General features: G+C 72.0%; 18 protein-coding genes. 14 read left to right on the top strand and 4 right to left on the bottom strand.

From position 1 onward, the window contains the following. The first annotated feature begins 48 nt into the window (after positions 1 to 48). The 3 genes from AB0F18_RS00525 to AB0F18_RS00515 all read left to right on the top strand — a co-directional run bounded on the left by AB0F18_RS00525 (position 49) and on the right by AB0F18_RS00515 (position 2,693). Positions 49 to 849 carry a glycerophosphodiester phosphodiesterase gene (locus AB0F18_RS00525; RefSeq protein WP_362052921.1) on the top strand — a complete coding sequence of 267 codons (801 nt, stop codon included), beginning with the start codon at positions 49 to 51 and terminating at the stop codon, positions 847 to 849. A 127-nt stretch (positions 850 to 976) separates the two neighbouring features. Next, positions 977 to 1,537: an ATP-binding protein gene (locus tag AB0F18_RS00520; RefSeq protein ID WP_362053132.1), complete on the top strand. Its 561-nt coding sequence runs from the start codon at positions 977 to 979 to the stop codon at positions 1,535 to 1,537. 181 nt (positions 1,538 to 1,718) lie between these two features. Next, entirely contained in the window at positions 1,719 to 2,693 is a 975-nt protein-coding gene (locus AB0F18_RS00515; protein ID WP_362052918.1) for a DUF5926 family protein, read from the top strand. A 213-nt stretch (positions 2,694 to 2,906) separates the two neighbouring features. On the opposite strand, the gene AB0F18_RS00510 is transcribed toward AB0F18_RS00515, so the two are convergent. Beyond that, positions 2,907 to 3,467: a hypothetical protein gene (locus tag AB0F18_RS00510; RefSeq protein WP_362052915.1), complete on the bottom strand. Its 561-nt coding sequence runs from the start codon at positions 3,465 to 3,467 to the stop codon at positions 2,907 to 2,909. Between the two features lie 136 nt (positions 3,468 to 3,603). Then, positions 3,604 to 4,332 carry a bifunctional DNA primase/polymerase gene (locus AB0F18_RS00505; RefSeq protein WP_362052912.1) on the bottom strand — a complete coding sequence of 243 codons (729 nt, stop codon included), beginning with the start codon at positions 4,330 to 4,332 and terminating at the stop codon, positions 3,604 to 3,606. Positions 4,333 to 4,751: 419 nt separating this feature from the next. Between AB0F18_RS00505 and AB0F18_RS00500 the strand changes: the two genes are divergently transcribed. Together AB0F18_RS00500 and AB0F18_RS00495 are read left to right on the top strand one after the other, a co-directional pair. Beyond that, on the top strand, positions 4,752 to 6,350 hold the full coding sequence (locus tag AB0F18_RS00500) for a PP2C family protein-serine/threonine phosphatase (RefSeq protein WP_362052909.1): 1,599 nt from the start codon (positions 4,752 to 4,754) through the stop codon (positions 6,348 to 6,350). A gap of 170 nt (positions 6,351 to 6,520) precedes the next feature. Beyond that, positions 6,521 to 7,987 carry an aminopeptidase P family protein gene (locus AB0F18_RS00495; RefSeq protein ID WP_362052906.1) on the top strand — a complete coding sequence of 489 codons (1,467 nt, stop codon included), beginning with the start codon at positions 6,521 to 6,523 and terminating at the stop codon, positions 7,985 to 7,987. Between the two features lie 60 nt (positions 7,988 to 8,047). On the opposite strand, the gene AB0F18_RS00490 is transcribed toward AB0F18_RS00495, so the two are convergent. Further along, positions 8,048 to 8,527: an ATP-binding protein gene (locus AB0F18_RS00490; RefSeq protein ID WP_362052903.1), complete on the bottom strand. Its 480-nt coding sequence runs from the start codon at positions 8,525 to 8,527 to the stop codon at positions 8,048 to 8,050. A gap of 327 nt (positions 8,528 to 8,854) precedes the next feature. Here AB0F18_RS00490 and AB0F18_RS00485 point away from each other — a divergent pair, with 327 nt between their 5' ends. The 9 genes from AB0F18_RS00485 (at position 8,855) to AB0F18_RS00445 (ending at position 18,729) form a co-directional block, all read left to right on the top strand. Next, positions 8,855 to 9,670 carry a hypothetical protein gene (locus tag AB0F18_RS00485; RefSeq protein ID WP_362052900.1) on the top strand — a complete coding sequence of 272 codons (816 nt, stop codon included), beginning with the start codon at positions 8,855 to 8,857 and terminating at the stop codon, positions 9,668 to 9,670. Between the two features lie 114 nt (positions 9,671 to 9,784). Then, the gene (locus AB0F18_RS00480; protein WP_362052897.1) at positions 9,785 to 10,510 is read left to right on the top strand and encodes a YcnI family protein; all 726 of its coding nucleotides are present in this window, start codon (positions 9,785 to 9,787) and stop codon (positions 10,508 to 10,510) included. A 117-nt stretch (positions 10,511 to 10,627) separates the two neighbouring features. After that, complete coding sequence (locus AB0F18_RS00475) at positions 10,628 to 11,281, top strand: SCO family protein (protein ID WP_362052894.1); 654 nt, start codon at positions 10,628 to 10,630, stop codon at positions 11,279 to 11,281. After that, a complete protein-coding gene (locus AB0F18_RS00470) occupies positions 11,278 to 11,805 on the top strand; it encodes a copper chaperone PCu(A)C (RefSeq protein WP_362052891.1) in 528 nt (175 codons plus the stop codon). Before AB0F18_RS00475 ends, AB0F18_RS00470 begins: the two co-directional genes overlap by 4 nt. Before the next feature lie 22 nt (positions 11,806 to 11,827). After that, positions 11,828 to 13,837, top strand: coding sequence for a copper resistance protein CopC (locus AB0F18_RS00465; RefSeq protein ID WP_362052888.1), 2,010 nt, complete (start codon positions 11,828 to 11,830; stop codon positions 13,835 to 13,837). Between the two features lie 5 nt (positions 13,838 to 13,842). After that, positions 13,843 to 15,129 carry an iron uptake transporter deferrochelatase/peroxidase subunit gene (gene efeB / locus AB0F18_RS00460; RefSeq protein WP_362052885.1) on the top strand — a complete coding sequence of 429 codons (1,287 nt, stop codon included), beginning with the start codon at positions 13,843 to 13,845 and terminating at the stop codon, positions 15,127 to 15,129. 42 nt (positions 15,130 to 15,171) lie between these two features. After that, entirely contained in the window at positions 15,172 to 16,107 is a 936-nt protein-coding gene (gene pheA, locus AB0F18_RS00455) for a prephenate dehydratase (protein ID WP_362052882.1), read from the top strand. A 535-nt stretch (positions 16,108 to 16,642) separates the two neighbouring features. Continuing rightward, positions 16,643 to 17,920, top strand: a complete 1,278-nt coding sequence (gene serS, locus AB0F18_RS00450) for a serine--tRNA ligase (RefSeq protein WP_362052879.1) — start codon at positions 16,643 to 16,645, stop codon at positions 17,918 to 17,920. After that, positions 17,917 to 18,729, top strand: a complete 813-nt coding sequence (locus AB0F18_RS00445; RefSeq protein ID WP_362052876.1) for an HAD family hydrolase — start codon at positions 17,917 to 17,919, stop codon at positions 18,727 to 18,729. Before serS ends, AB0F18_RS00445 begins: the two co-directional genes overlap by 4 nt. 178 nt (positions 18,730 to 18,907) lie before the next feature. On the opposite strand, the gene AB0F18_RS00440 is transcribed toward AB0F18_RS00445, so the two are convergent. Beyond that, positions 18,908 to 19,561, bottom strand: a complete 654-nt coding sequence (locus AB0F18_RS00440; RefSeq protein WP_362052873.1) for a rhomboid-like protein — start codon at positions 19,559 to 19,561, stop codon at positions 18,908 to 18,910. Positions 19,562 to 19,575 lie beyond the last annotated feature (14 nt).

The raw sequence follows: 19,575 nt of genomic DNA, 5'->3' as shown, positions 1-19,575 counted from the left end.
CAGGAGTCACCCCGCCATACGGGGGTCCCTCGGTGGCACCATGGCCGGGTGACCCACGCAACGCCGCGCCCCATCCAGGTCGTCGCCCACCGCGGTGCCTCGGAGGATGCCCCCGAGCACACCCTGGCCGCCTACCGCAAGGCCATCGAGGACGGCGCCGACGCCCTCGAATGCGACATCCGGCTGACCGCCGACGGCCACCTGGTCCTCGTCCACGACCGCCGCGTGAACCGCACCTCCAACGGCCGGGGCGCCGTTTCCGCCCTGGAGCTGGCCGATCTGGCCGCCCTCGACTTCGGCTCCTGGAAGGACCGCGAGGAATCCCCCGACTGGGACGCGGACCCGGAGCGCACCTCCGTGCTCACCCTGGAGCGGCTGCTGGAGCTGGTGGCCGACGCCGGCCGGCCCGTTCAGCTCGCGATCGAGACGAAGCACCCCACCCGCTGGGCCGGACAGGTGGAGGAGCGCCTGCTCTTCCTCCTCAAGCGCTTCGGACTGGACGCCCCGCCGGCCGAGGGCCCCCACCCCGTACGGGTCATGAGCTTCTCCGCCCGCTCCCTGCACCGGGTGCGCGCGGCCGCCCCGACGGTCCCGACCGTCTACCTGATGCAGTTCGTGTCACCCCGGATGCGCGACGGGCGCCTGCCCGCGGGCGTGCGGATCGCCGGGCCGTCGATGCGCATCGTCCGCAGCCATCCCGGCTTCGTCCGCAAGCTGCAGACCGCCGGGCACTCCGTCCACGTGTGGACCGTGAACGATCCGGAAGACGTTCAGCTGTGCGCTGATCTGGGCGTAGAAGCGATCATCACGAACAGGCCGCGGCAGGTTCTGTCACAGCTCAGGCGCTGACGTCCCCTTTTGCGCACCCGTCACAGACACCTCGCCAGTGACAGGGTGTGCACCGGCGCATCCGCTCCGCATTCGTTGGTCATGAATGCGTCAGAGGGGTGTGTGACGGCGGTTTCCGGTCCAGGCCATTGGGGCATCCAGACCATGGCGTGGGGCTAAGGAGGTTCCGGGGGTGGCGTTGGTGATGGCACAGGAAGTGCCCACGTCGTCGTGCATGGACATTCGCCATGGTCCTGCGGGCGTGGGCGAGGCGAGGCACCGGATGCGCGAACAGCTGCGCATCAGCGGCCTGTCCGAATCGGTCGTGGACGACGCCGTACTGATCCTTTCCGAACTCCTCAGCAACGCCTGCCGACACGGCAGACCGCTGGGTGCCCGGGACGTCGGTGACGGCGAGATACGCGCCGCGTGGCGCGTCGACAAGGCGGGCCGGCTGACGGTCGAGGTCACGGACGGCGGCGGCCCGACCCGTCCGGTCCCGGCCACGCCCTCGGTCACCGCGCACGGGGGCCGCGGGCTGAACATCATCAGCGCCCTGGCCCAGGACTGGGGCGTCCGCGACGGGGCGGCGGGTGAGGTCACCGTGTGGGTGATCGTCGCCCGAGGGCAGCGGCACGACGATTTCGCTACGCGCGTCGCTCCCCCGGCGATCGACTTCGCCGCCGCCTTCGACGATCTCGACGCCTGACGTCCCGGCCGGCACCACCGACCCGCACCACCGACTCTCAACACCGGCCATCCGCACGGGCGGCAGTCCGGGAGCGCACGCCGACGTGCCCCCGGCCGCACCCCACCGGTTCCGGCGGTACGAACGGCTAGGCTCGCGCCCAGAGACACCGCCGTACCGCCGCAACCGGGAGACACCCACGATGGCCAAGAAGCGCCCCGCCGCGAAGACCGCGAAGCCGCAGCTCGACAACGGGGAGATCCCGGTGGTGGGCGCGCGCGAGCCCTGCCCCTGCGGCTCCGGGCGCCGTTACAAGGCCTGCCACGGCGCGGCCGCCGCCCACGCCGTCACCGAGCACGTGCGGCGCCCCTTCGAGGGACTGCCGGGCGAGTGCGACTGGGTGGCGCTGCGCGAGCTCGTCCCCGCGGCCACCGTCCCGCTGACCCTCAAGGGCGGCCTGCCCGAGGGCGTCCCGTCCGTCACGCTGGTGACCGTGCTGCCCATGGCCTGGCCGGCCCTGCGGCGCGAGGACGGCTCCGTCCTGCTCGGCCTGCAGAACGAGTCGACCTCCGGCGACCTGGCCCGCGACATGGCCGACACCCTGGAGCGCGCGCTCACCGCCGAACCGGGCAACCCGGTGCCGGCCCGCCGCGTGCCGGCCGAGGGTCCCCGACTTCAGGATCTCCTCGACCTGGACGGCGTTTTCGAGCCGGTTGTGCACACCGGCTTCGAATTCTGGATTCCGGACGCGGAAGCCGCCCAGAACGCCTCCCCGGAGATCGCCGCCTCGCTGGAGCGCGCCAACGCCGCCGCCATCCCGACCGTCAAGCTGACGGGCGTGGACGCGGCCTACTGGTGCGAGACCCCGGACAAGAACCACCTGCGCTGGGTCATGCCGCACCCCGAGGAGAAGCTGCTCGACGCCCTCGCGCGGCTGCACGCGGCGGGCACCTCCTCCCTCGGTGAGGGCACCAAGCTCGTCGGCTCCTTCCGCGCCCACGGCCTGATGGTCCCCGTCTGGGACCTGCCCACCGGGGTCACCGCCGAGGACGTCGAGAAGCCCGCCGCCGAGCTCGCGGAGCGCCTGGCCACGGCCCTGGCCACCGACGCCCCGCTGACCACGGAGGAGCGCCGGGCGCGCGGCGGACTCACCAACCGCCAGGTGACGCTGAGCTGACGCCCACTCGGCGTCCTCATGGCCCGCGCGCGGCACGCAGCCCCGCGCGGGCCCGGTGACCGGTGTCACAACTCCCGCTAATCGCCTGCAAATCGATGTCTGAATATCAGAGATCGAATTTGCGAACAGGCGATCTCTTGTTACCGTTCTTGTAGCCCGGTCGCTGGTGCATCCCCCGTCGCCAGCGACCGGGCCTCTGTCTTTCGACGGCGTTCAACCGTCCGCAGGCGCCGGTGAGTTGCTCCCGGACCGCAGCAGCAGCCGCCCTTCATCGTCCGGAACTGCAAATTCCGCTACGGCCGAGTAGGCGTCCGGCGCCCCCGCCGACTCCCCGCGCGGCGTCTCGCACAGCCCCGGCTCGTCCCCCGCGGCCACCGCGCAGCGGATCTGCACCGTCCGCCCCGCCGGCCCCATCACCGTCAGCACTGCGTCCAGCGCGCGGCCGCTGGTGTTGCGGTAGTAGCTCCGGCCCCAGGTCCGCCCCTCGCTCGCCAGCACGCACGTCTGCGCCTCCAGGCCCTGGGGGGCGGAGAGTTCGGGACCACAGCGGGAGTCCGTGCGGGGCTGCTCGGGCGGACCGGGCCGCGCGGGGCCGGTGGCGGGCCGCGCCCCGTCCGACGTACGGGAGGGGTGGGAAAGGCCGAGCGAGGAGAGCAGTCCCCCGCCTTTTCCGTCGCCCTGACCGGCGAAATCCGGCCCGGCGATCGCTCCGGCCAGGGGAAGCGACAAGATGATCAGCACACCGGCGCCGATACCGATCAGGCGGAGATTCATTCGCCGAAGATAGCGACGCGGGAAAGGGGCGCGGAGATCCCCGCGCCCAATTCCCTTGGAAACCGGCCGTGCTGGCACCCGTACGAGTGACGGTCCGGCCGCGGGAGGCTCCGTAGCGGACCGGCTCCGCGACGTCTCAGTACGCCAGTCGGCTGCCGCCGCCCGGAGCGCTGCTGCTCGCCTCCACGAGCGCGTCCACGACCGCCTCCACCTCCGGCAGCCACAGCCCCTCGGAGCCGGGGTGCAGCGGCTCGGGCTCCCGCTCCCAGCGGACCTGTCCGCCGCCGGACGCCGGGGAGGGCGGCAGCAGCAGGTAGCCGCCCTCGCCGTGGAAGCGCAGCGAGGAGGGCACGTGGTCCTTGGCGTACAGGAGTTCGCCGAGCCGTTCCAGCGAGTACGGCGCCACCAGCAGGGACCACCGGGTGGGCGTGGCGACGACCGGGCCGAGCCGCATGCCCTGCGCGTCCAGCCGTACGAGGGCACGCGCGGCCGCCTTCGCCGGCAGGCTCACCGCGCACGGGGCGTCCCCGCCGGTGGCCAGCAGCACCGGGGCCGTGGGCCGCCTGGCCCACCACCAGGCCACCATCCGGGCGTCGGTGGTGGCGGCGAGCAGCCCGGGGTCGAAGGGATGGGCTCCGGGCACCACGCAGTCGGGGTCGGGGCAGGCACAGCGCGTACTGTCGGCGCCGGCCCGGCCCACGCCCGGCAGTACGGGCCACTGCCGGACGGTGGCGCAGGTCAGCGCCGCGTCGAGGAGGGACGGACCCGCGCCGCCCGCGGCCTCCGCGGCGGAGCGGGAGGCGGCGCGCGGGAACTTCAAGCGATCGCGGAGCCGCTGGAGACGCCTTCCGAGGATCTCGCGCATCAGCGCTCGTTCCTTTCCGTTGAACGTCGAGGGCCACATCACACCACGTGAGCGGTGTTTCACCACACGTACACGTTTCGCGTCACTAGTCCGCCAGAAGCAGGTTCACACGGTTCGTGCAGTTTTCTTACGGGTCCGTCAAACGTCCGGCGGGGGCCCGGAGCGACTGGTCCGAGCGGCCCGCACCGGTGTCGAGACCGGCTGCCGCCGCTAAGGACGACGGCCCGGGCCGGGCGGTTCCCGGCGGTGCCGGGGGCGCCAACTGGCCCCGGGCACTACCGACTACGTACCCGGACCCCTTGGAGCGCCCGTCCAGTCGATCGCAAAAACCGTCCGCTTCCCGCTTTTTCCAGCCAAGTTTTAGCCCCGGCTGGACAGTGAGTTGCCGTCCCACGGACACCAGTATTCCCACCGGGACAATGCTGGACATCGATCCTCGGGTGCGTGTAGATGTGGATCCATTGATGGCGGCGCAGCACGATCTGGGGGTTTGCGATGCTATATGGCGAATCGCACCAGGTGGAAAGGCGGACGCCATGAGCGCCCCGCATCTGCCGAAAGTGGCTGGAATCGATCCAGCAGTTACAGCGTCAGCGCACACTGCCGCGCCCACACCCACGACCAACCCCCTGTCCGCCGCCGCGGCCGCGTCCTCCCGGACCGCTCCCGCCCCAGCCGCCCCGCCTGCCGCGAGCAGTGTCATCCAGGACCGGCTGGCGGGCATGGTCTCCGACCTCACCACCCTCCACGAACTGACCGAGCGCCTCGCCCGGGCCAGTGACCTCGACACCTCCCTGCGCGAGTTCCTGCGCGCCGGCGCCGCCCTCGTCGGCGCCCGCCGCGGACTGATCGTCCTGGAGCCCTCCGACGGGCTCGGCCCCACCGCCACCATCGGCCTGGGCCTGGGCCGCGCCGAGCTCGGCCACATCGAGACCGTGCCGCGCAGCGCGACCTCGTACGGCCGCATCCTCGACGGACTCCCCGACGCCCACGGCGGCTCCGAGGTGCTCCCCGAACCCGGCCCGGCCGCGGCCGCCCCCGGAGCCGGGGGCTACGAGCCCCCCGTCGACCCCCGCCACCGCGAGGTCGCGGCCCGCCTCGGCTACGCCGCCAGCTACGCGCTGCCGCTCACCGCCGACGCCACCGGCCGGCTCGGCGCCGCCGTCTGGCTCTACGACGAACAGGCCGAGCCGAGCGACCGCCAGCGCGACCTCGTCGGCCTCTACGTCCGGCACGCCGCCGAGCACCTGGCCCGGATGCTGGAGGTGGACCGCTCCCGCACCCGGCTGGCCACCGTCTCCGAGGAACTGCTGCCCAGCCGGCTGCCCCGGATCCCCGGGGTCCAGCTCGCCTCCCGGCACCGCACCGGACCGCTGGGCGGCGGCGACTGGTACGACGCCCTGCCGCTGCCCGAGGGCGCCATGGGGCTGGCCGTCGGATCGGTCACCGGATCCGGGCCGAGCGCCGTCGCCGCGATGGGCCGGCTGCGGGCCTCGCTGCGCGCGTACGCCGTCATGGAGGGGGAGGACCCCGTCGCGGTCCTGTCCGACCTGGAGCTGCTGCTGCGCCTGACCGAACCCGCGCGTTCGGCCACCGCGCTCTTCGCGTACTGCGAACCCGCCACCCGCAAGATCATCCTGGCCGGTGCGGGCCACACCCCGCCGCTGCTCATCGGCGAGCGGCGCACCGAGTACGTCGAGACCTCCCTCTCGGCGCCGCTGGGGATGCTGGCCTGCTGGGAAGCCCCCAGCGTGGAGATCGAGCCCGCATCCGGAGAAACGGTGCTGCTGTACACGGACGGGCTGCTGCGGCGGACCGGCGACCCCATGGACCGGGCCTACGCCCGGCTGCACGCGGCGGCGGCGGGGGTTCCGCGCAGCGCCCGGGAGGACCCGGCGGCCCTCTGCGACCACATCCTGCGCACGGTGCTCCCCGAGGACGGACCGGGACCGGTCTCCTCCTCCGACCCGTACCGGGACACCGAGGACGTCGTGCTGCTCGCGGCCCGGTTCGACTGATCGGACGGATCCGACGGATCCCACGGATTCGACCGACCGGCCGAGGCCCGGTGGCGGGCGCCCGTTTTGACTTGTATGTCACAAGACTGGCCGGGCCCCGCCTCCTCACACATACGATGAACGGGGTTCGCACCCGGACCCGTGCGTGTCGTAGCGGCTGAGGAGATGACGTGGCTGACGAGCTCACCCCGGAGACCCCGGAAGAAGAGCAGCCCCAGAAGAAGCACAAGCAGCGCAAGAACGGGCTGTACCCGGGCGTCAGCGAGGAACTCGCGGAGAGCATGCGCACCGGCTGGGCCGACACCGAGCTGCACGGCCTGGAGCCCATCGCCCAGGCCGGTCACACCGCCGACCGCCGCGCCGCGCTGTCCGCGCGCTTCCCCGGCGAGCGCCTGGTGATCCCGGCTGGCCGCCTGAAGACCCGCTCGAACGACACCGAGTACCCCTTCCGCGCCTCCACCGAGTACGCGTACCTCACCGGCGACCAGACCGAGAACGGCGTCCTGGTCCTGGAGCCCACCGGGGAGACCGGCCACGAGGCCACCGTCTACCTGCTGCCCCGCTCGGACCGCGAGAACGGCGAGTTCTGGCTGTCGGGCCAGGGCGAGCTCTGGGTCGGCCGCCGCCACTCCCTCGCCGAGGCCGAGCAGGTCCTGGGCATCCCGGCCAAGGACGTCCGCGAGCTGCCCGAGGCCCTCACCGAGGCCACCGGCCCGGTCCGCGCCGTCCGCGGCCACGACTCCGTCATCGAGTCCGCGCTCACCGACAAGGTGACCAAGGAGCGCGACGAGGAGCTGCGCGTCTACCTCTCCGAGGCCCGCGCCGTGAAGGACGCCTTCGAGATCGGCGAGCTGCAGAAGGCCGTGGACTCCACCGTCCGCGGCTTCGAGGACGTCGTGAAGGTCCTCGACAAGGCGGAGGCCACCTCCGAGCGCTACATCGAGGGCACCTTCTTCCTGCGCGCCCGCGTCGAGGGCAACGACGTCGGCTACGGCACCATCGCCGCCGCCGGCGCCCACGCCTGCACCCTGCACTGGGTCCGCAACGACGGCGCCGTCCGCTCCGGCGACCTGCTGCTGCTCGACGCCGGCGTGGAGACCCACTCCCTCTACACCGCCGACGTCACGCGCACGCTGCCGATCAGCGGCACGTACACCGACATCCAGCGCAAGATCTACGACGCGGTCTACGAGTCCCAGGAAGCCGGCATCGCCGCCGTCAAGCCGGGTGCGAAGTACCGCGACTTCCACGACGCCGCCCAGCACGTGCTGGCCGAGAAGCTCGTGGAGTGGGGCCTGCTGGAGGGCCCGGTCGAGCGTGTCCTGGAGCTCGGGCTGCAGCGCCGCTGGACCCTGCACGGCACCGGTCACATGCTGGGCATGGACGTCCACGACTGCGCCGCCGCCCGCACCGAGGCGTACGTCGACGGCACGCTGGAGCCGGGCATGTGCCTGACCGTCGAGCCCGGTCTGTACTTCCAGGCCGACGACCTGACCGTGCCCGAGGAGTACCGGGGCATCGGCGTCCGGATCGAGGACGACATCCTCGTCACCGAGGACGGCAACCGGAACCTGTCGGCGGGCCTGCCGCGCACCTCGGTCGAGGTCGAGGCCTGGATGGCGCGGCTCAAGGGCTGACGCCCGCGCTGTGACGGCGGGCGGGGGAGCCGGAGCCGGTTCCCCCGCCCATCGGTGTTCCTAGGACACCGTCAGCAGCGCGTCGTCACGCCACTTCAGCATCCGCTCGAAGCTCACCACGGCCCCCCGGCCCGGCCGGTTGCGCAGGCGGACGTGGTCGGCGAGCTCCCCGATCAGGTGCAGGCCCCGGCCGCTCTCGGCCAGGGAGGGTCTGCGACGGGCCACCGTCGAGGGCGGGAAACCCGGACCCGAATCGGCGACCTCGATGCGGCAGCGGTCCCCGTCGAGGTAGGCGGTGACGTGGTACGCCTCGGTGCCGTCCACGACCTCGTCGGCGGGGACGCCGACGGGACCTCCGGACGGGCCGCCCCGGCCGCCGTGCTCCACGGCGTTCGCGCACGCCTCGCTCAGCGCGACCGACAGCTCGTAGGAGATGTCCGGATCCACCCCCGCGGTCTCCATCGTCCCCAGCAGCAGTCGCCGGGCGAGCGGCACGCTCGCGGCTTCGCGCCGCAAGTGGAGAGACCACCAGATACTCATACGGTTACCTATTGCCGCCCAGGGTGGGGCGTAAGCCCCCGGCGGCCTGCACAGCCCTCATTCGGCCGATGCGGCATGTGCGTCCGGCGTGTATCGGGCGCGTAGGCACACGGACTCCGACGGCCGGGGAGCCGCCCGAGCGCGCACGTCAGAGCACGGTCAGCCTGCGGCCGGCGCCCGGCGGGCGGGCGCCGTGAGGCCCTGGTCCGGGGCCTGATCGCAGGCTGACGCGCCGCTGACGCTGCACCCACCGCACACCGGAACCATAGGGTCCCTCCAGTACCTGCCGTAGGCAGGGCAGGGGCCCAGTGCGATGATGGCCCGGCCATGACTGCCACCCATACGACACGAGCCGGAGCAGGCCTCCGGACGACCCGGGCCGCGGTGTTCACCGCGGTCTGCGTCGTGCTGTCCGCAGCCGGCCACGCCGTGGCCTCCTGCGCGACCGTGCCGTGGTGGGCGCTGGCCCTGGCCTTCGTCGCGGTCTTCGCGGTCGCGGCCCCCCTCGCGGGGCGCCGCCGCCCGCGGCCCGCCATCGCCGCCGGGCTGGCCGTGGGCCAGCTCGGGCTGCACACCCTGTTCGGCCTCGGCCAGCACGGTGCCGCCGCCGCGCAGGCGCCGGCCGCGGGCTCCGACACCTCGCTCGCGGCGCTGGCCGCCCAGCTGATCTGCGGGGGCAACTCCGTACCGCTGAGCCAGGCCGACGCCCGGCGGATCCTGGAGACCGCCGGGCTGGACCCGGCGGCCCTGGCCGCGCAGGCGGCCTCGTCGGGCCACATGGGCCACGTGCACCTGGCCGAAGCGCAGACCGGCGCCCCCGCGATCGGACTGTTCAGCCCGGCCATGCTGCTCGGCCACCTGCTGGCCGCGCTCGCGGCCGGCTGGCTCCTGGGCCGGGGTGACGCCGCGCTGTTCCGCCTCGTCGAACTGTCCCGGCTCTCCGCCGAAGCCGACCCCATACGTCCGCTGCGCGCGGCGCTGGCCTTCGTACGGGTCCTCACGGCCGGGCTCCTCGGCGCCCCCGCGCGCGGCCCCCGGGCCCGCCGGACCGCTGCCGCGCCCGCCGCGACGATCGGCCGGGACGCACTCCTGCACACCGTGATCCGGCGTGGACCGCCGGCTGCGCTCGTCCTCGCAGCCTGACGCGGCACCTCCACTCCCCGGGACACACGGCGGGAGCACCGGTGCCGTGAAATCCGCGCGCGCCCGCGCGTCCGGATCCACCGTTCACCACTGCTTCCGTGGAGTGTTCCTGTCATGAAGACCTCGCGCGTCTCCTTCGCCGCCGCCCTCGCCGCCGGCGCCGTCCTCGCCCTGTCCGGCACCGCCTTCGCGCACGTCAGCGTGCAGCCCGGCGAGGCCACCAAGGGCGGCTACGCGACGATCAGCTTCAAGGTCCCGAACGAGCGCGACAACGCCTCGACCACCCAGCTGGAGGTCAACTTCCCGGCCGACCAGCCGCTGACCTCCGTCATGCCGCAGGACATCCCCGGCTGGACGTCCACCGTCGAGAAGACCAAGCTCGACAAGCCGCTGAGCGTGCACGGCAAGCAGGTCAACGAGGTCGTCACCAAGGTGACCTGGACCGGCGGCAAGATCGAACCCGGCAAGTTCCAGCAGTTCCCGGTCTCCGTCGGCAAGCTCCCCGAGAACGCCGACAAGATGGTCTTCAAGGCCATCCAGACGTACGACAACAACGAGGTCGTCCGCTGGATCGAGGAGGCCAAGGAAGGCGCCCCCGAGCCGCAGACCCCCGCGCCCACGCTGAAGCTGACCGCCGCCAAGGGCGCGGACGACCACCACGACGACGCCAAGCCGGCCGACGCCAAGGACTCCAAGAACAGCGGCCAGGACGAGAAGCACGACGAGGCCGCCGCCAAGAGCGGCTCGGACACGACCGCGCGCGCCCTCGGCATCGCCGGCATCGTCCTCGGCCTCGGCGGGGTGGCCTTCGGCATCGCCTCGCGCCGCCGTTCCGCCTGATCCACCGGCCCGCGGGCCCGTGTGCGTCGACGGGCCCTCCGGGGCCCGTCCACCGGCCCCACCCCCGGGCCCTCCCACGAACATCCGCACCATCCCCGATCTCAGGGACATTTCGATATGCGCACCTCACGTGTGGCAGCCGTCGCCCTCGCGGTGGCGGCCGCGCTCACCCTCACCGCCTGCGGCGGTGAGCCGGCCAAGGACACCGGGTCGGTCACGCAGCTCACCGGCCAGCAGAAGACCGGAGCCGCGACCGTCCTCGACCGCCCCTTCGACAAGCCGGAGCTCGTCCTCACGGACACCACCGGCAAGCCGTGGAACCTGCGCGAGCAGACCAAGGGCCGGCCGACGCTCATCTACTTCGGCTACACCAACTGCCCCGACGTGTGCCCTCTGACGATGAGCAACATCGCCGTCGCCAAGAAGGCCCTCCCCAAGGAGGACCAGGACAAGCTCCGGGTCGTCTTCGTCACCACGGACCCCGAGCGCGACACCCCCGAGTCCCTCGGCGCCTGGCTCAGGGCCCAGGACCCGGCCTTCACCGGACTGACCGGCGACTTCTCCACCATCCAGGCCGCCGCCCGCTCCCTCGGCATCGGTATCGAGGCCCCGAAGAAGGAGGCGGACGGCAGCATCGTCTCCATGCACGGGGCCCAGGTCATCGCGTTCTCGCCCAAGACCGACGAGGGCTACGTCCTCTACGGCGAGGGCACGACCGTCGACGACTACACCAAGGACCTGCCGAAGCTCATCAAGGGAGAGAACCCGTGAACGCCCGCACCACCCGCACCCTCGCCGCCGCCCTCTCCCTGACGGCCGCGCTCGCCATATCCGGCTGCTCCTCCTCTTCCTCCTCCTCGGACGCGGAATCCTCGTCGAACGCGAGCGTCGGTACGAAGGCGGGGGACGCGGCCAAGCCGCAGCCGGCCGTCAGCGGGGCCTACATGCCCGAGCCGGTCAACGACAAGATGGCCGGCGCTTTCATGGTCATCAAGAACGACTCGAAGACCGCCGACAAGTTGGTCGCGGTCACCAGCCCGCTCTCGGACGATCTGCAGATCCACGAGACCAAGGACCAGAAGATGCAGCAGGTCCAGTCGATGGACCTGCCCGCGGGCGGCGAGCTCAAGCTGGAGCGCGGCGGCAACCACATCATGTTCATGGGCCTCAAGAACAAGCCGAACGTGGGCGACAAGGTCACCATCGAGCTGCGTTTCGAGAAGGCCGATCCGGTCAAGGTCGAGCTGGACGTCAAGGAACGGACGTACAACGCCCAGAACTCCACTGCCCACTGACGGACCGAGGAACTGACACGCCATGACGGCCACCGCCCCCGCTCCTCCTCCTTTCCGCGTCCGCGCCACGGCATCCCTGCCGCGGCTGGCGCTGGTTCTCGCAGCCCTGCTGGCAGCCCTGTTCACCGCGGCCGCCCCGGCCACGGCGCACGCCGCACTCACCGCGAGCGACCCCCAGGACGGGGCGGTGGTCGCCACGGCGCCCGCCCAGGTGACCCTCTCCTTCTCGGAGGAGGTCGCCATGGGTGACGACTCCATCCGCGTCATGGACCCACAGGGCAAGCGCGTCGACACCGGCGAGCTGCGGAACATGTGCAGCGGATCGACCATCCGCTACGGGACCGCCCTGCACTCCGGGCTGCCCAACGGCACCTACACCGTCGCCTGGCAGGCCGTCTCCGCCGACAGCCACCCGGTCTCCGGTGCCTTCACCTTCTCCGTCGGCGCACCCTCGGCCACGTCCGTCGCCCTGCCCACGCAGAAGGTGGGCGGCGGCCCCGTCGGCATCGCGTACGGCATCGCCCGTTACGCCGCCTATGCCGGGTTCACCGTCCTCGTCGGCGGCTCCGCCTTCATCCTGCTGTGCTGGCGCCGGGGTTCCGCCGAGCGGCCGCTGCAGAAGCTGGTCGTCCGGGGCTGGGTCACCCTGACCGCCGCGACGCTGGCGATGCTGGTGCTCCGCACCCCCTACACCGGGTCGGGCAAGTTCGCGGACGCCTTCGACCTCGACGGGCTCAAGGCCGTCCTGGAGACCAAGACCGGCGCCTCCTTCCTGTCCCGGCTGCTGCTGCTCGGCGCGGCCGCGCTGTTCATCGCCGTGCTCTTCGGTGCCTACGCGCGCCGCCAGAAGGACTCCGGATCGCAGACCTCCGAGCAGACGAAGGACACCAGCGACCTGGCCTTCGGGCTCGGCATCGGCGGCACGGTCGTGGCCGCCGGCATCGCCGCCACCTGGGCCCTCGCCGAGCACGCCTCCACCGGCATCCAGCCCGGCATCGCCATGCCGGCCGACATCCTGCACCTGCTGGCCGTGGCCACCTGGCTCGGCGGACTCGCCGCCCTGCTCGTCGCCCTCCGCAAGGTGCCCGACATCGAGCGGACCGCCGTCCAGCGCTTCTCCCGGGTCGCCTTCATCAGCGTCCTGGTCCTCACGGTCACCGGCGTCTACCAGTCCTGGCGCCAGCTCGGCAGCTGGTCGGCGCTCACCGGCACCAGCTACGGGCGTCTGCTGCTGATCAAGGTCGCCCTGGTGGCCGTCCTCGTCGGCATCGCCTACCTCTCCCGCAAGTGGACCGCCCGGCTGGCCGACGTCGCGGTGGAGGACAGGGTGGCCGAGCCGGTCGCGGTCGGGGCCGCCGGCGATGTTTCACGTGAAACGCCGACCGGATCCGTCGACACCGCCGAGACCTCCGAGACCTCCGAGTCCGCCGAGACCACCGAGCTCGGAGAGCCCGCCGACCCGAAGCGGGCGGCGCAGCTCGCCCGGCAGCGCGCGGCCCGTGAGAAGGCCCTGGAGAACCAGGTCCGCGACGCCGACCCGGGCCGCGCGGGCTTGCGCCGCTCCGTGCTCGCCGAAGCCGCGGTGGCCGTCGTCCTGCTGGCCGTCACCACGGTCCTGACCAGCACCGAGCCGGGTCGGGCCGTGGAGCAGGAGGCCGGCCGGGGCTCGGCCGCCACCGCGGTGCCCAATCGCGCCATCAAGATCACCCTGCCGTACGACACCGGCGGCCAGAACGGCAAGGGCACCGTCCGGCTGGAGCTGGACCCGGGCCGGGTCGGCGCCAACACCCTCCACCTGTGGGCGGACGGCGCCGACGGCAAGCCCGCCGACCTTCCGGAGATCAAGGTCTCCTTCACCCTCCCGGCCAAGGAGATCGGCCCGCTTCCGGTGGCCCCGGACCGCGACGCTCCCGGACACTGGACGGCGTCCGGGGTCCAGCTCCCCCTCGCGGGCGAGTGGCGCATCGACGTGACCGTCCGCACCTCCGACATCGACCAGACGACCGTCCAGAAGAACGTGAAGATCGGCTGAACAGCGTGACCGACAGCACCACCGCGAGCAACCCCGACATCGAGATCTCCCGGCGCCGGCTGCTGGGCACGGTCGGCGCCGCAGGCGCCGTCGGCCTCGCGCTCGGCGCCACCGGCGGCGCCCTCGTCCACTCGACGGTCACCGACTCCCCGGCCGGCACCCCCGGCGCGGCCGGATCCCTCGCCTCCCTGGGCTCCACGGAGGTGGCCTTCGAGGGGGACCACCAAGCGGGCATCACCACCCCGCTCCAGGCCAAGGGCCACGTCCTCGCTTTCGACCTGGCGCCGGGCGCCGGGCGCACGGAGGCCGCGGCGCTGATGCGCCGCTGGTCCGAGACCGCCCGGCGGCTCATGGCGGGGGAGACCGCTCCGACCACGGACAGCGGGATCGCCCTCGACGCGGGGCCGTCCTCCCTCACCGTCACCTTCGGCTTCGGTCACTCCTTCTTCGAGCGCACGGGCCTCACCGCCCGCCGGCCGGTCGCCCTCGACCCGCTGCCCGACTTCTCCTCGGACCGGCTCGACGCCCAGCGCAGCAACGGCGACCTGTGGGTGCAGATCGGCGCGAACGACGGCCTCGTGGCCTTCCACGCCCTGCGCGCCCTCCAGAAGGACGCCGGGGAGGCCGCCCGGGTGCGCTGGCAGATGAACGGCTTCAACCGTTCCCCCGGCGCCACCGCCTCCCCGATGACCGCTCGCAACCTCATGGGGCAGATCGACGGCACCGGCAACCCGAAGCCCGCGGACCGCGACTTCGACAAGCGGATCTTCGTTCCGGCCGCAGGGCCCGGCCCCGCGGAGCACGCCTGGATGGCCGGGGGCTCGTACGCGGTCGTCCGCCGGATCCGGATGCTGCTGGACGACTGGGACAAGCAGTCCCTGGCGCAGCAGGAACAGGTGATCGGCCGGACGAAGTCCAATGGCGCGCCCCTGACCGGCGGCAGCGAGACCACCGCCCTGGCCCTGGACAAGCTGGGCCCCGACGGCAAGCCGGTGATCCCGTCCAACGCGCACGCGCGGATCTCCGCGCCGGCGCAGAACGGGGGCGCCGCCATGCTTCGGCGGCCGTTCTCCTTCCACGACGGAATCGCCCCCGACGGCACCCCGGACGCGGGTCTGCTCTTCATCTGCTGGCAGGCCGACCCGCTGCGCGGGTTCGTGCCGGTCCAGCGCAAGCTCGACCGCGGCGACGCGCTGTCGGAGTTCATCCGGCACGAGTCGAGCGGCCTGTACGCCGTACCGCCCGGCCCGCGCGCCGGAGAGTACGTCGGGCAGCGCCTGCTCGAAGGGTGAACGGCCCCGCGGCGGCGGCCTGACCGGCATTAGGCTGATCGCATGTCGGCCACGCGCTTCACCTATCTCGGTCCCGAGGGCACGTTCACCGAAGCGGCCCTCCGCACCCTGCCGGAAGCCGCCACCCGGGAGCTCGTCCCGATGGTGTCGGTCCCGGCCGCCCTGGACGCCGTGCGCAACGGCGAGGCCGCGGCCGCGCTGGTGCCGATCGAGAACTCGGTGGAGGGCGGGGTCACCGCCACCCTCGACGAGCTGGCCTCCGGCGAGCCGCTGATGATCTACCGCGAGGTGCTGCTGCCCATCGCGTTCGCACTGCTGGTGCGGCCCGGGACCAAGCTGTCGGACATCAAGACCGTCACCGGCCACCCGGTCGCCCAGCCGCAGGTGCGCAACTGGCTGCGGACGCACCTGCCCGACGCGGTGTGGGAGTCGGCCGCCTCCAACGCCGACGGCGCCCGGCTGGTCCAGGAGGGCCGGTTCGACGCCGCCTTCGCGGGTGAGTTCGCCGCCGCCACGTACGGGCTGGAGGCGCTGGTCACCGAGATCCACGACGCGCAGAACGCCGAGACCCGGTTCGTGCTGGTCGGGCGGCCCGCCCGGCCGGCCGCCCCCACGGGCGCCGACAAGACCTCCGTGGTGCTGTGGCTCGGCGACGACCACCCCGGCGCCCTGCTGGAGCTCCTGCAGGAGTTCGCCGTCCGGGGCGTGAACCTGATGCTGATCCAGTCCCGGCCGACCGGCGAGGGGATCGGCAACTACTGCTTCGCGGTGGACGCCGAGGGGCACATCTCCGACCGCCGGGTGAGCGAGGCCCTGATGGGGCTGCGCCGCACTTGTCCGCAGGTCCGCTTCCTGGGCTCGTACCCGCGCGCGGGCGTCGCGCTGAGTGAGGTGCGTGCGGCGCGGCCGGGCACCTCGGATGGCGACTTCACCGAGGCCTCCGACTGGCTGGCGCGCTGCCTCGACGGCCGGGCGTAGTCCGTCCCCACCTCTTCCACTTGTCCACAGAGTTATCCACAGGGCGAGATGGGGACCTGGGGACAAGTCGACAGAGCGGCACGACAAGGTCGACAAATCGGCCGGGCGGCTCAGGTTTCGCTCTGGGAAGCGGCAGGTGAACGGCGTCACCCCCGTATCACCGATCAACTCTTTGGAGCGAGTTATTCCCACCCGAATGAGTGTGTGAGGGCGGTTTGAACCATGGAAGGCCCGACCGCTCGCGGACCTCTATTGATCTGATTCTGTGTCCACAGATCCGGCACACAGCCTGTGGATAAGGGGGCCCCCGGGGGAATTCCTGTGGACAAGGCCGAGCCCCCGGCGCTGCTCAGACCCCGCCGACCGGCTCCCGGCGTGCCCCTTTTCGGGGAATCGGGCCGGGTTTATCGGCCGCCCCGAGCAGCCTCTTCCAGCCACCGGAACAAGAGATTTCCATTCATCCCAATCGGGACATAATGACACGCAGCGTGATATCGGTGTGATCCCAGGAAGCCCAGACCGGTAGCCTGGAGGGGTGATTGACCTTCGGCTGCTCCGTGAAGACCCTGACCGTGTCCGCGCCTCGCAGCGCGCCCGTGGAGAAGACGTCGACCTCGTCGACGAACTGCTCTCCGCCGACGAGCGCCGCAGGTCCTCCGGCATGCGCTTCGACGAACTGCGCAATGAGCAGAAGTCCCTCGGCAAGCTCATCCCCAAGGCCACTCCCGAGGAGCGGGCCGAGCTGCTGGCCAAGGCCGAGCAGCTCAAGGCCGACGTCAAGGCGGCGGAGGCGGAGCAGAACGAGGCGGACGAGGCTGCCAAGCAGCTTCTGCTCAAGCTCGGCAACATCGTCCACGAGGACGTCCCCGTCGGCGGCGAAGAGGACTTCACCGTCCTGGAGACGCACGGCACGATCCGCGACTTCGGCGCCGAGGGCTTCGAGCCCAAGGACCACCTGGAGCTCGGCGAGCTGCTGGGCGCCATCGACGTCGAGCGCGGCGCCAAGGTGTCCGGCTCGCGCTTCTACTACCTGACGGGCGTCGGCGCCCTGCTGGAACTCGCCCTCGTCAACGCGGCGATCGCGCAGGCCACCGAAGCCGGCTTCATCCCGATGCTCACCCCCGCGCTGGTCCGCCCGCGCGCCATGGAGGGCACCGGCTTCCTCGGTCAGGCCGCGGAGAACGTGTACCACCTGGAGAAGGACGACTTCTACCTGGTCGGCACCTCCGAGGTCCCGCTCGCCGCGTACCACATGGACGAGATCATCGACGCCGACAAGCTGCCCCTGCGGTACGCCGGCTTCTCGCCGTGCTTCCGCCGCGAGGCCGGCACCTACGGCAAGGACACCCGCGGCATCTTCCGCGTCCACCAGTTCGACAAGGTCGAGATGTTCTCGTACGTCGCGCCGGAGGACGCCGAGGCCGAGCACCAGCGGCTCCTGGAGTGGGAGAAGCAGTGGCTGACCAGCCTGGAGCTGCCGTTCCAGGTCATCGACGTCGCCACCGGCGACCTGGGCTCCTCCGCCTCGCGCAAGTTCGACTGCGAGGCCTGGATCCCGACCCAGGGCAAGTACCGCGAGCTGACCTCCGCCTCGAACTGTGACGGCTTCCAGGCCCGCCGCCTGCAGATCCGCTACCGCGAGGACAAGAAGACCGCTCCGCTGTCCACGCTGAACGGCACTCTGTGCGCCGTCCCGCGCACCATCGTCGCCATCCTGGAGAACCACCAGCAGGCCGACGGCTCCGTTCGGGTCCCGCCGGTGCTCCGCCCCTACCTGGGCGGCCGCGAGCTCCTGGAGCCGATCGCCAAGTGAGTCCGGCCCCGTTCCCGTACAAGCTCGTCGCGACGGATCTCGATGGCACGCTCCTGCGTGACGACGACACCGTCTCGGAGCGCACCCGTGAGGCGCTCGCCGCGGCCACCGCGGCGGGCGCGGCCCACATCATCGTCACCGGCCGGGCCGTGCCCTGGACCCGGAGCGTGCTGGACGACCTCGGCTACAAGGGGATCGCCGTGTGCGGGCAGGGCGCTCAGGTCTACGACGCGGGGGCGCACCGGCTGCTGACCTCGGTGACGCTGGACCGGCAGCTGGCCGGTCTGGCGCTGTCGAAGATCGAGGCCGAGGTGGGTCCGCTGGCGCTGGCCGCCAGCCGGGACGGGGTGGACGGCGAGGTCCTGTTCGGCCCCGGCTACCAGGTGCAGGAGGGCCTCCCGGCGCTCTACCTGGAGGACACGGCGGCCGTCTGGAGCGCTCCGCTCAACAAGCTGTACATCCAGCACCCGGGGATGGGCGAGGACGAGCTGGTCAAGGTGGCCCGGGAGATCGTCGGCAGCCTGGTCGACATCGTGATGGCCGGCCCGGGGATAGTGGAGATCCTGCCGCTGGGGCTGAGCAAGGCCACGGGGCTCTCGCTCGCCGCCCGGCGGCTGAAGGTGAAGGCGGCCGAGACGATCGCCTTCGGTGACATGCCCAACGACATCCCCATGTTCGGCTGGGCGGCGCACGGTGTCGCGATGGCCAACGCCCACGCCGACCTGAAGGCCGTGGCCGACGAGGTGACCACCTCCAACCAGGAAGACGGCATCGCCGTGGTGCTGGAACGCCTGCTGGGCGCCGCCTGAGCACGCGCAGACATCTCCGCAGGGAGAAAGAAGGTCCGGAACAGCCCGCGCCGTGAGGCGCGCTCGAAGTGGCTGTCCCGGACCTTTTTGTTGCTCCCCGCACCTCCCACTCTGCCGGTGCCGCACACCCCTTACCAGCGAATTTCCCGGCGCTCACAGGGGCGACGGGCAGGGCGGCTCATGTTTCACGTGAAACGTGGGCCCCGTGCGGGTCGGGGTGGAGGGTCAGCGGCCAGGCCAGCAGCCCGACGGCCAGCGAGATGGCGTGGCCGAGGTCGGTGAAGGTGCCGCCTGTGAGGAGGGGGATCCCGAAAAAGGCCACGGCGCCGGCCAGGTAGAGCCATCTCCAGGGGTCTGGGAGCCGGTAGGTCAGGACGCCGATGGAGGCCGCGAGCCCGTAGCTGACGCCTATGTCCACGACGTGGGTCATGCTGTGCGGCGCGCGGTTGTCCTGGATGGCCATCAGGAGGACCTTCTGGCTGGCGAGGGTGGCGACGATGTGGGCGGTCGCGACGATGACGAGCCAGCGCAGGGTGCCCAGCCAGCGTTCGACGGTGGCGTGGAAGCACTCGAAGAGCAGGGTGTAGAGGGCGAGCGAGGCCGGGTTCTCGATCCAGAAGGCGCTGCTGAGCAGGGCCCGCAAGGGGTACTTGACCAGCTGGTGGATGTTGCTGCTGTTGCGGTGGAGCAGCACGTGGTCGAGCCGGTCCGGGGCGATCGCCACGACAACGCTGGTCACGGCCACGATCAGCAGCCATATGTGCGTGCCGGGCGAGGAGCGTATCCAGGCCCGCAGAGGCCTGGAAGGCTCGGGTCCGGTGTGCTCGATCATGCCCCGATGATGCC

Source organism: Streptomyces sp. NPDC029216 (assembly GCF_040648015.1).
Taxonomy (GTDB): Bacteria; Actinomycetota; Actinomycetes; order Streptomycetales; family Streptomycetaceae; genus Streptomyces.
Note: the sequence above shows the minus strand (reverse complement) of the source record. Positions and strands in the feature narration are given on the sequence as shown.

Bases quoted from the DNA above. Each gene is read 5' to 3' on its own strand.
- AB0F18_RS00515 (WP_362052918.1), top strand. From the start codon at position 1,719: ATGGCCAAGAAGCGCCCCGCCGCGAAGACCGCGAAGCCGCAGCTCGAC.
- AB0F18_RS00510 (WP_362052915.1), bottom strand. From the start codon at position 3,467: ATGAATCTCCGCCTGATCGGTATCGGCGCCGGTGTGCTGATCATCTTG.
- AB0F18_RS00505 (WP_362052912.1), bottom strand. From the start codon at position 4,332: ATGCGCGAGATCCTCGGAAGGCGTCTCCAGCGGCTCCGCGATCGCTTG.
- AB0F18_RS00500 (WP_362052909.1), top strand. From the start codon at position 4,752: ATGCTGGACATCGATCCTCGGGTGCGTGTAGATGTGGATCCATTGATG.
- AB0F18_RS00490 (WP_362052903.1), bottom strand. From the start codon at position 8,527: ATGAGTATCTGGTGGTCTCTCCACTTGCGGCGCGAAGCCGCGAGCGTG.
- AB0F18_RS00485 (WP_362052900.1), top strand. From the start codon at position 8,855: ATGACTGCCACCCATACGACACGAGCCGGAGCAGGCCTCCGGACGACC.
- AB0F18_RS00480 (WP_362052897.1), top strand. From the start codon at position 9,785: ATGAAGACCTCGCGCGTCTCCTTCGCCGCCGCCCTCGCCGCCGGCGCC.
- AB0F18_RS00475 (WP_362052894.1), top strand. From the start codon at position 10,628: ATGCGCACCTCACGTGTGGCAGCCGTCGCCCTCGCGGTGGCGGCCGCG.
- AB0F18_RS00465 (WP_362052888.1), top strand. From the start codon at position 11,828: ATGACGGCCACCGCCCCCGCTCCTCCTCCTTTCCGCGTCCGCGCCACG.
- pheA (WP_362052882.1), top strand. From the start codon at position 15,172: ATGTCGGCCACGCGCTTCACCTATCTCGGTCCCGAGGGCACGTTCACC.
- AB0F18_RS00440 (WP_362052873.1), bottom strand. From the start codon at position 19,561: ATGATCGAGCACACCGGACCCGAGCCTTCCAGGCCTCTGCGGGCCTGG.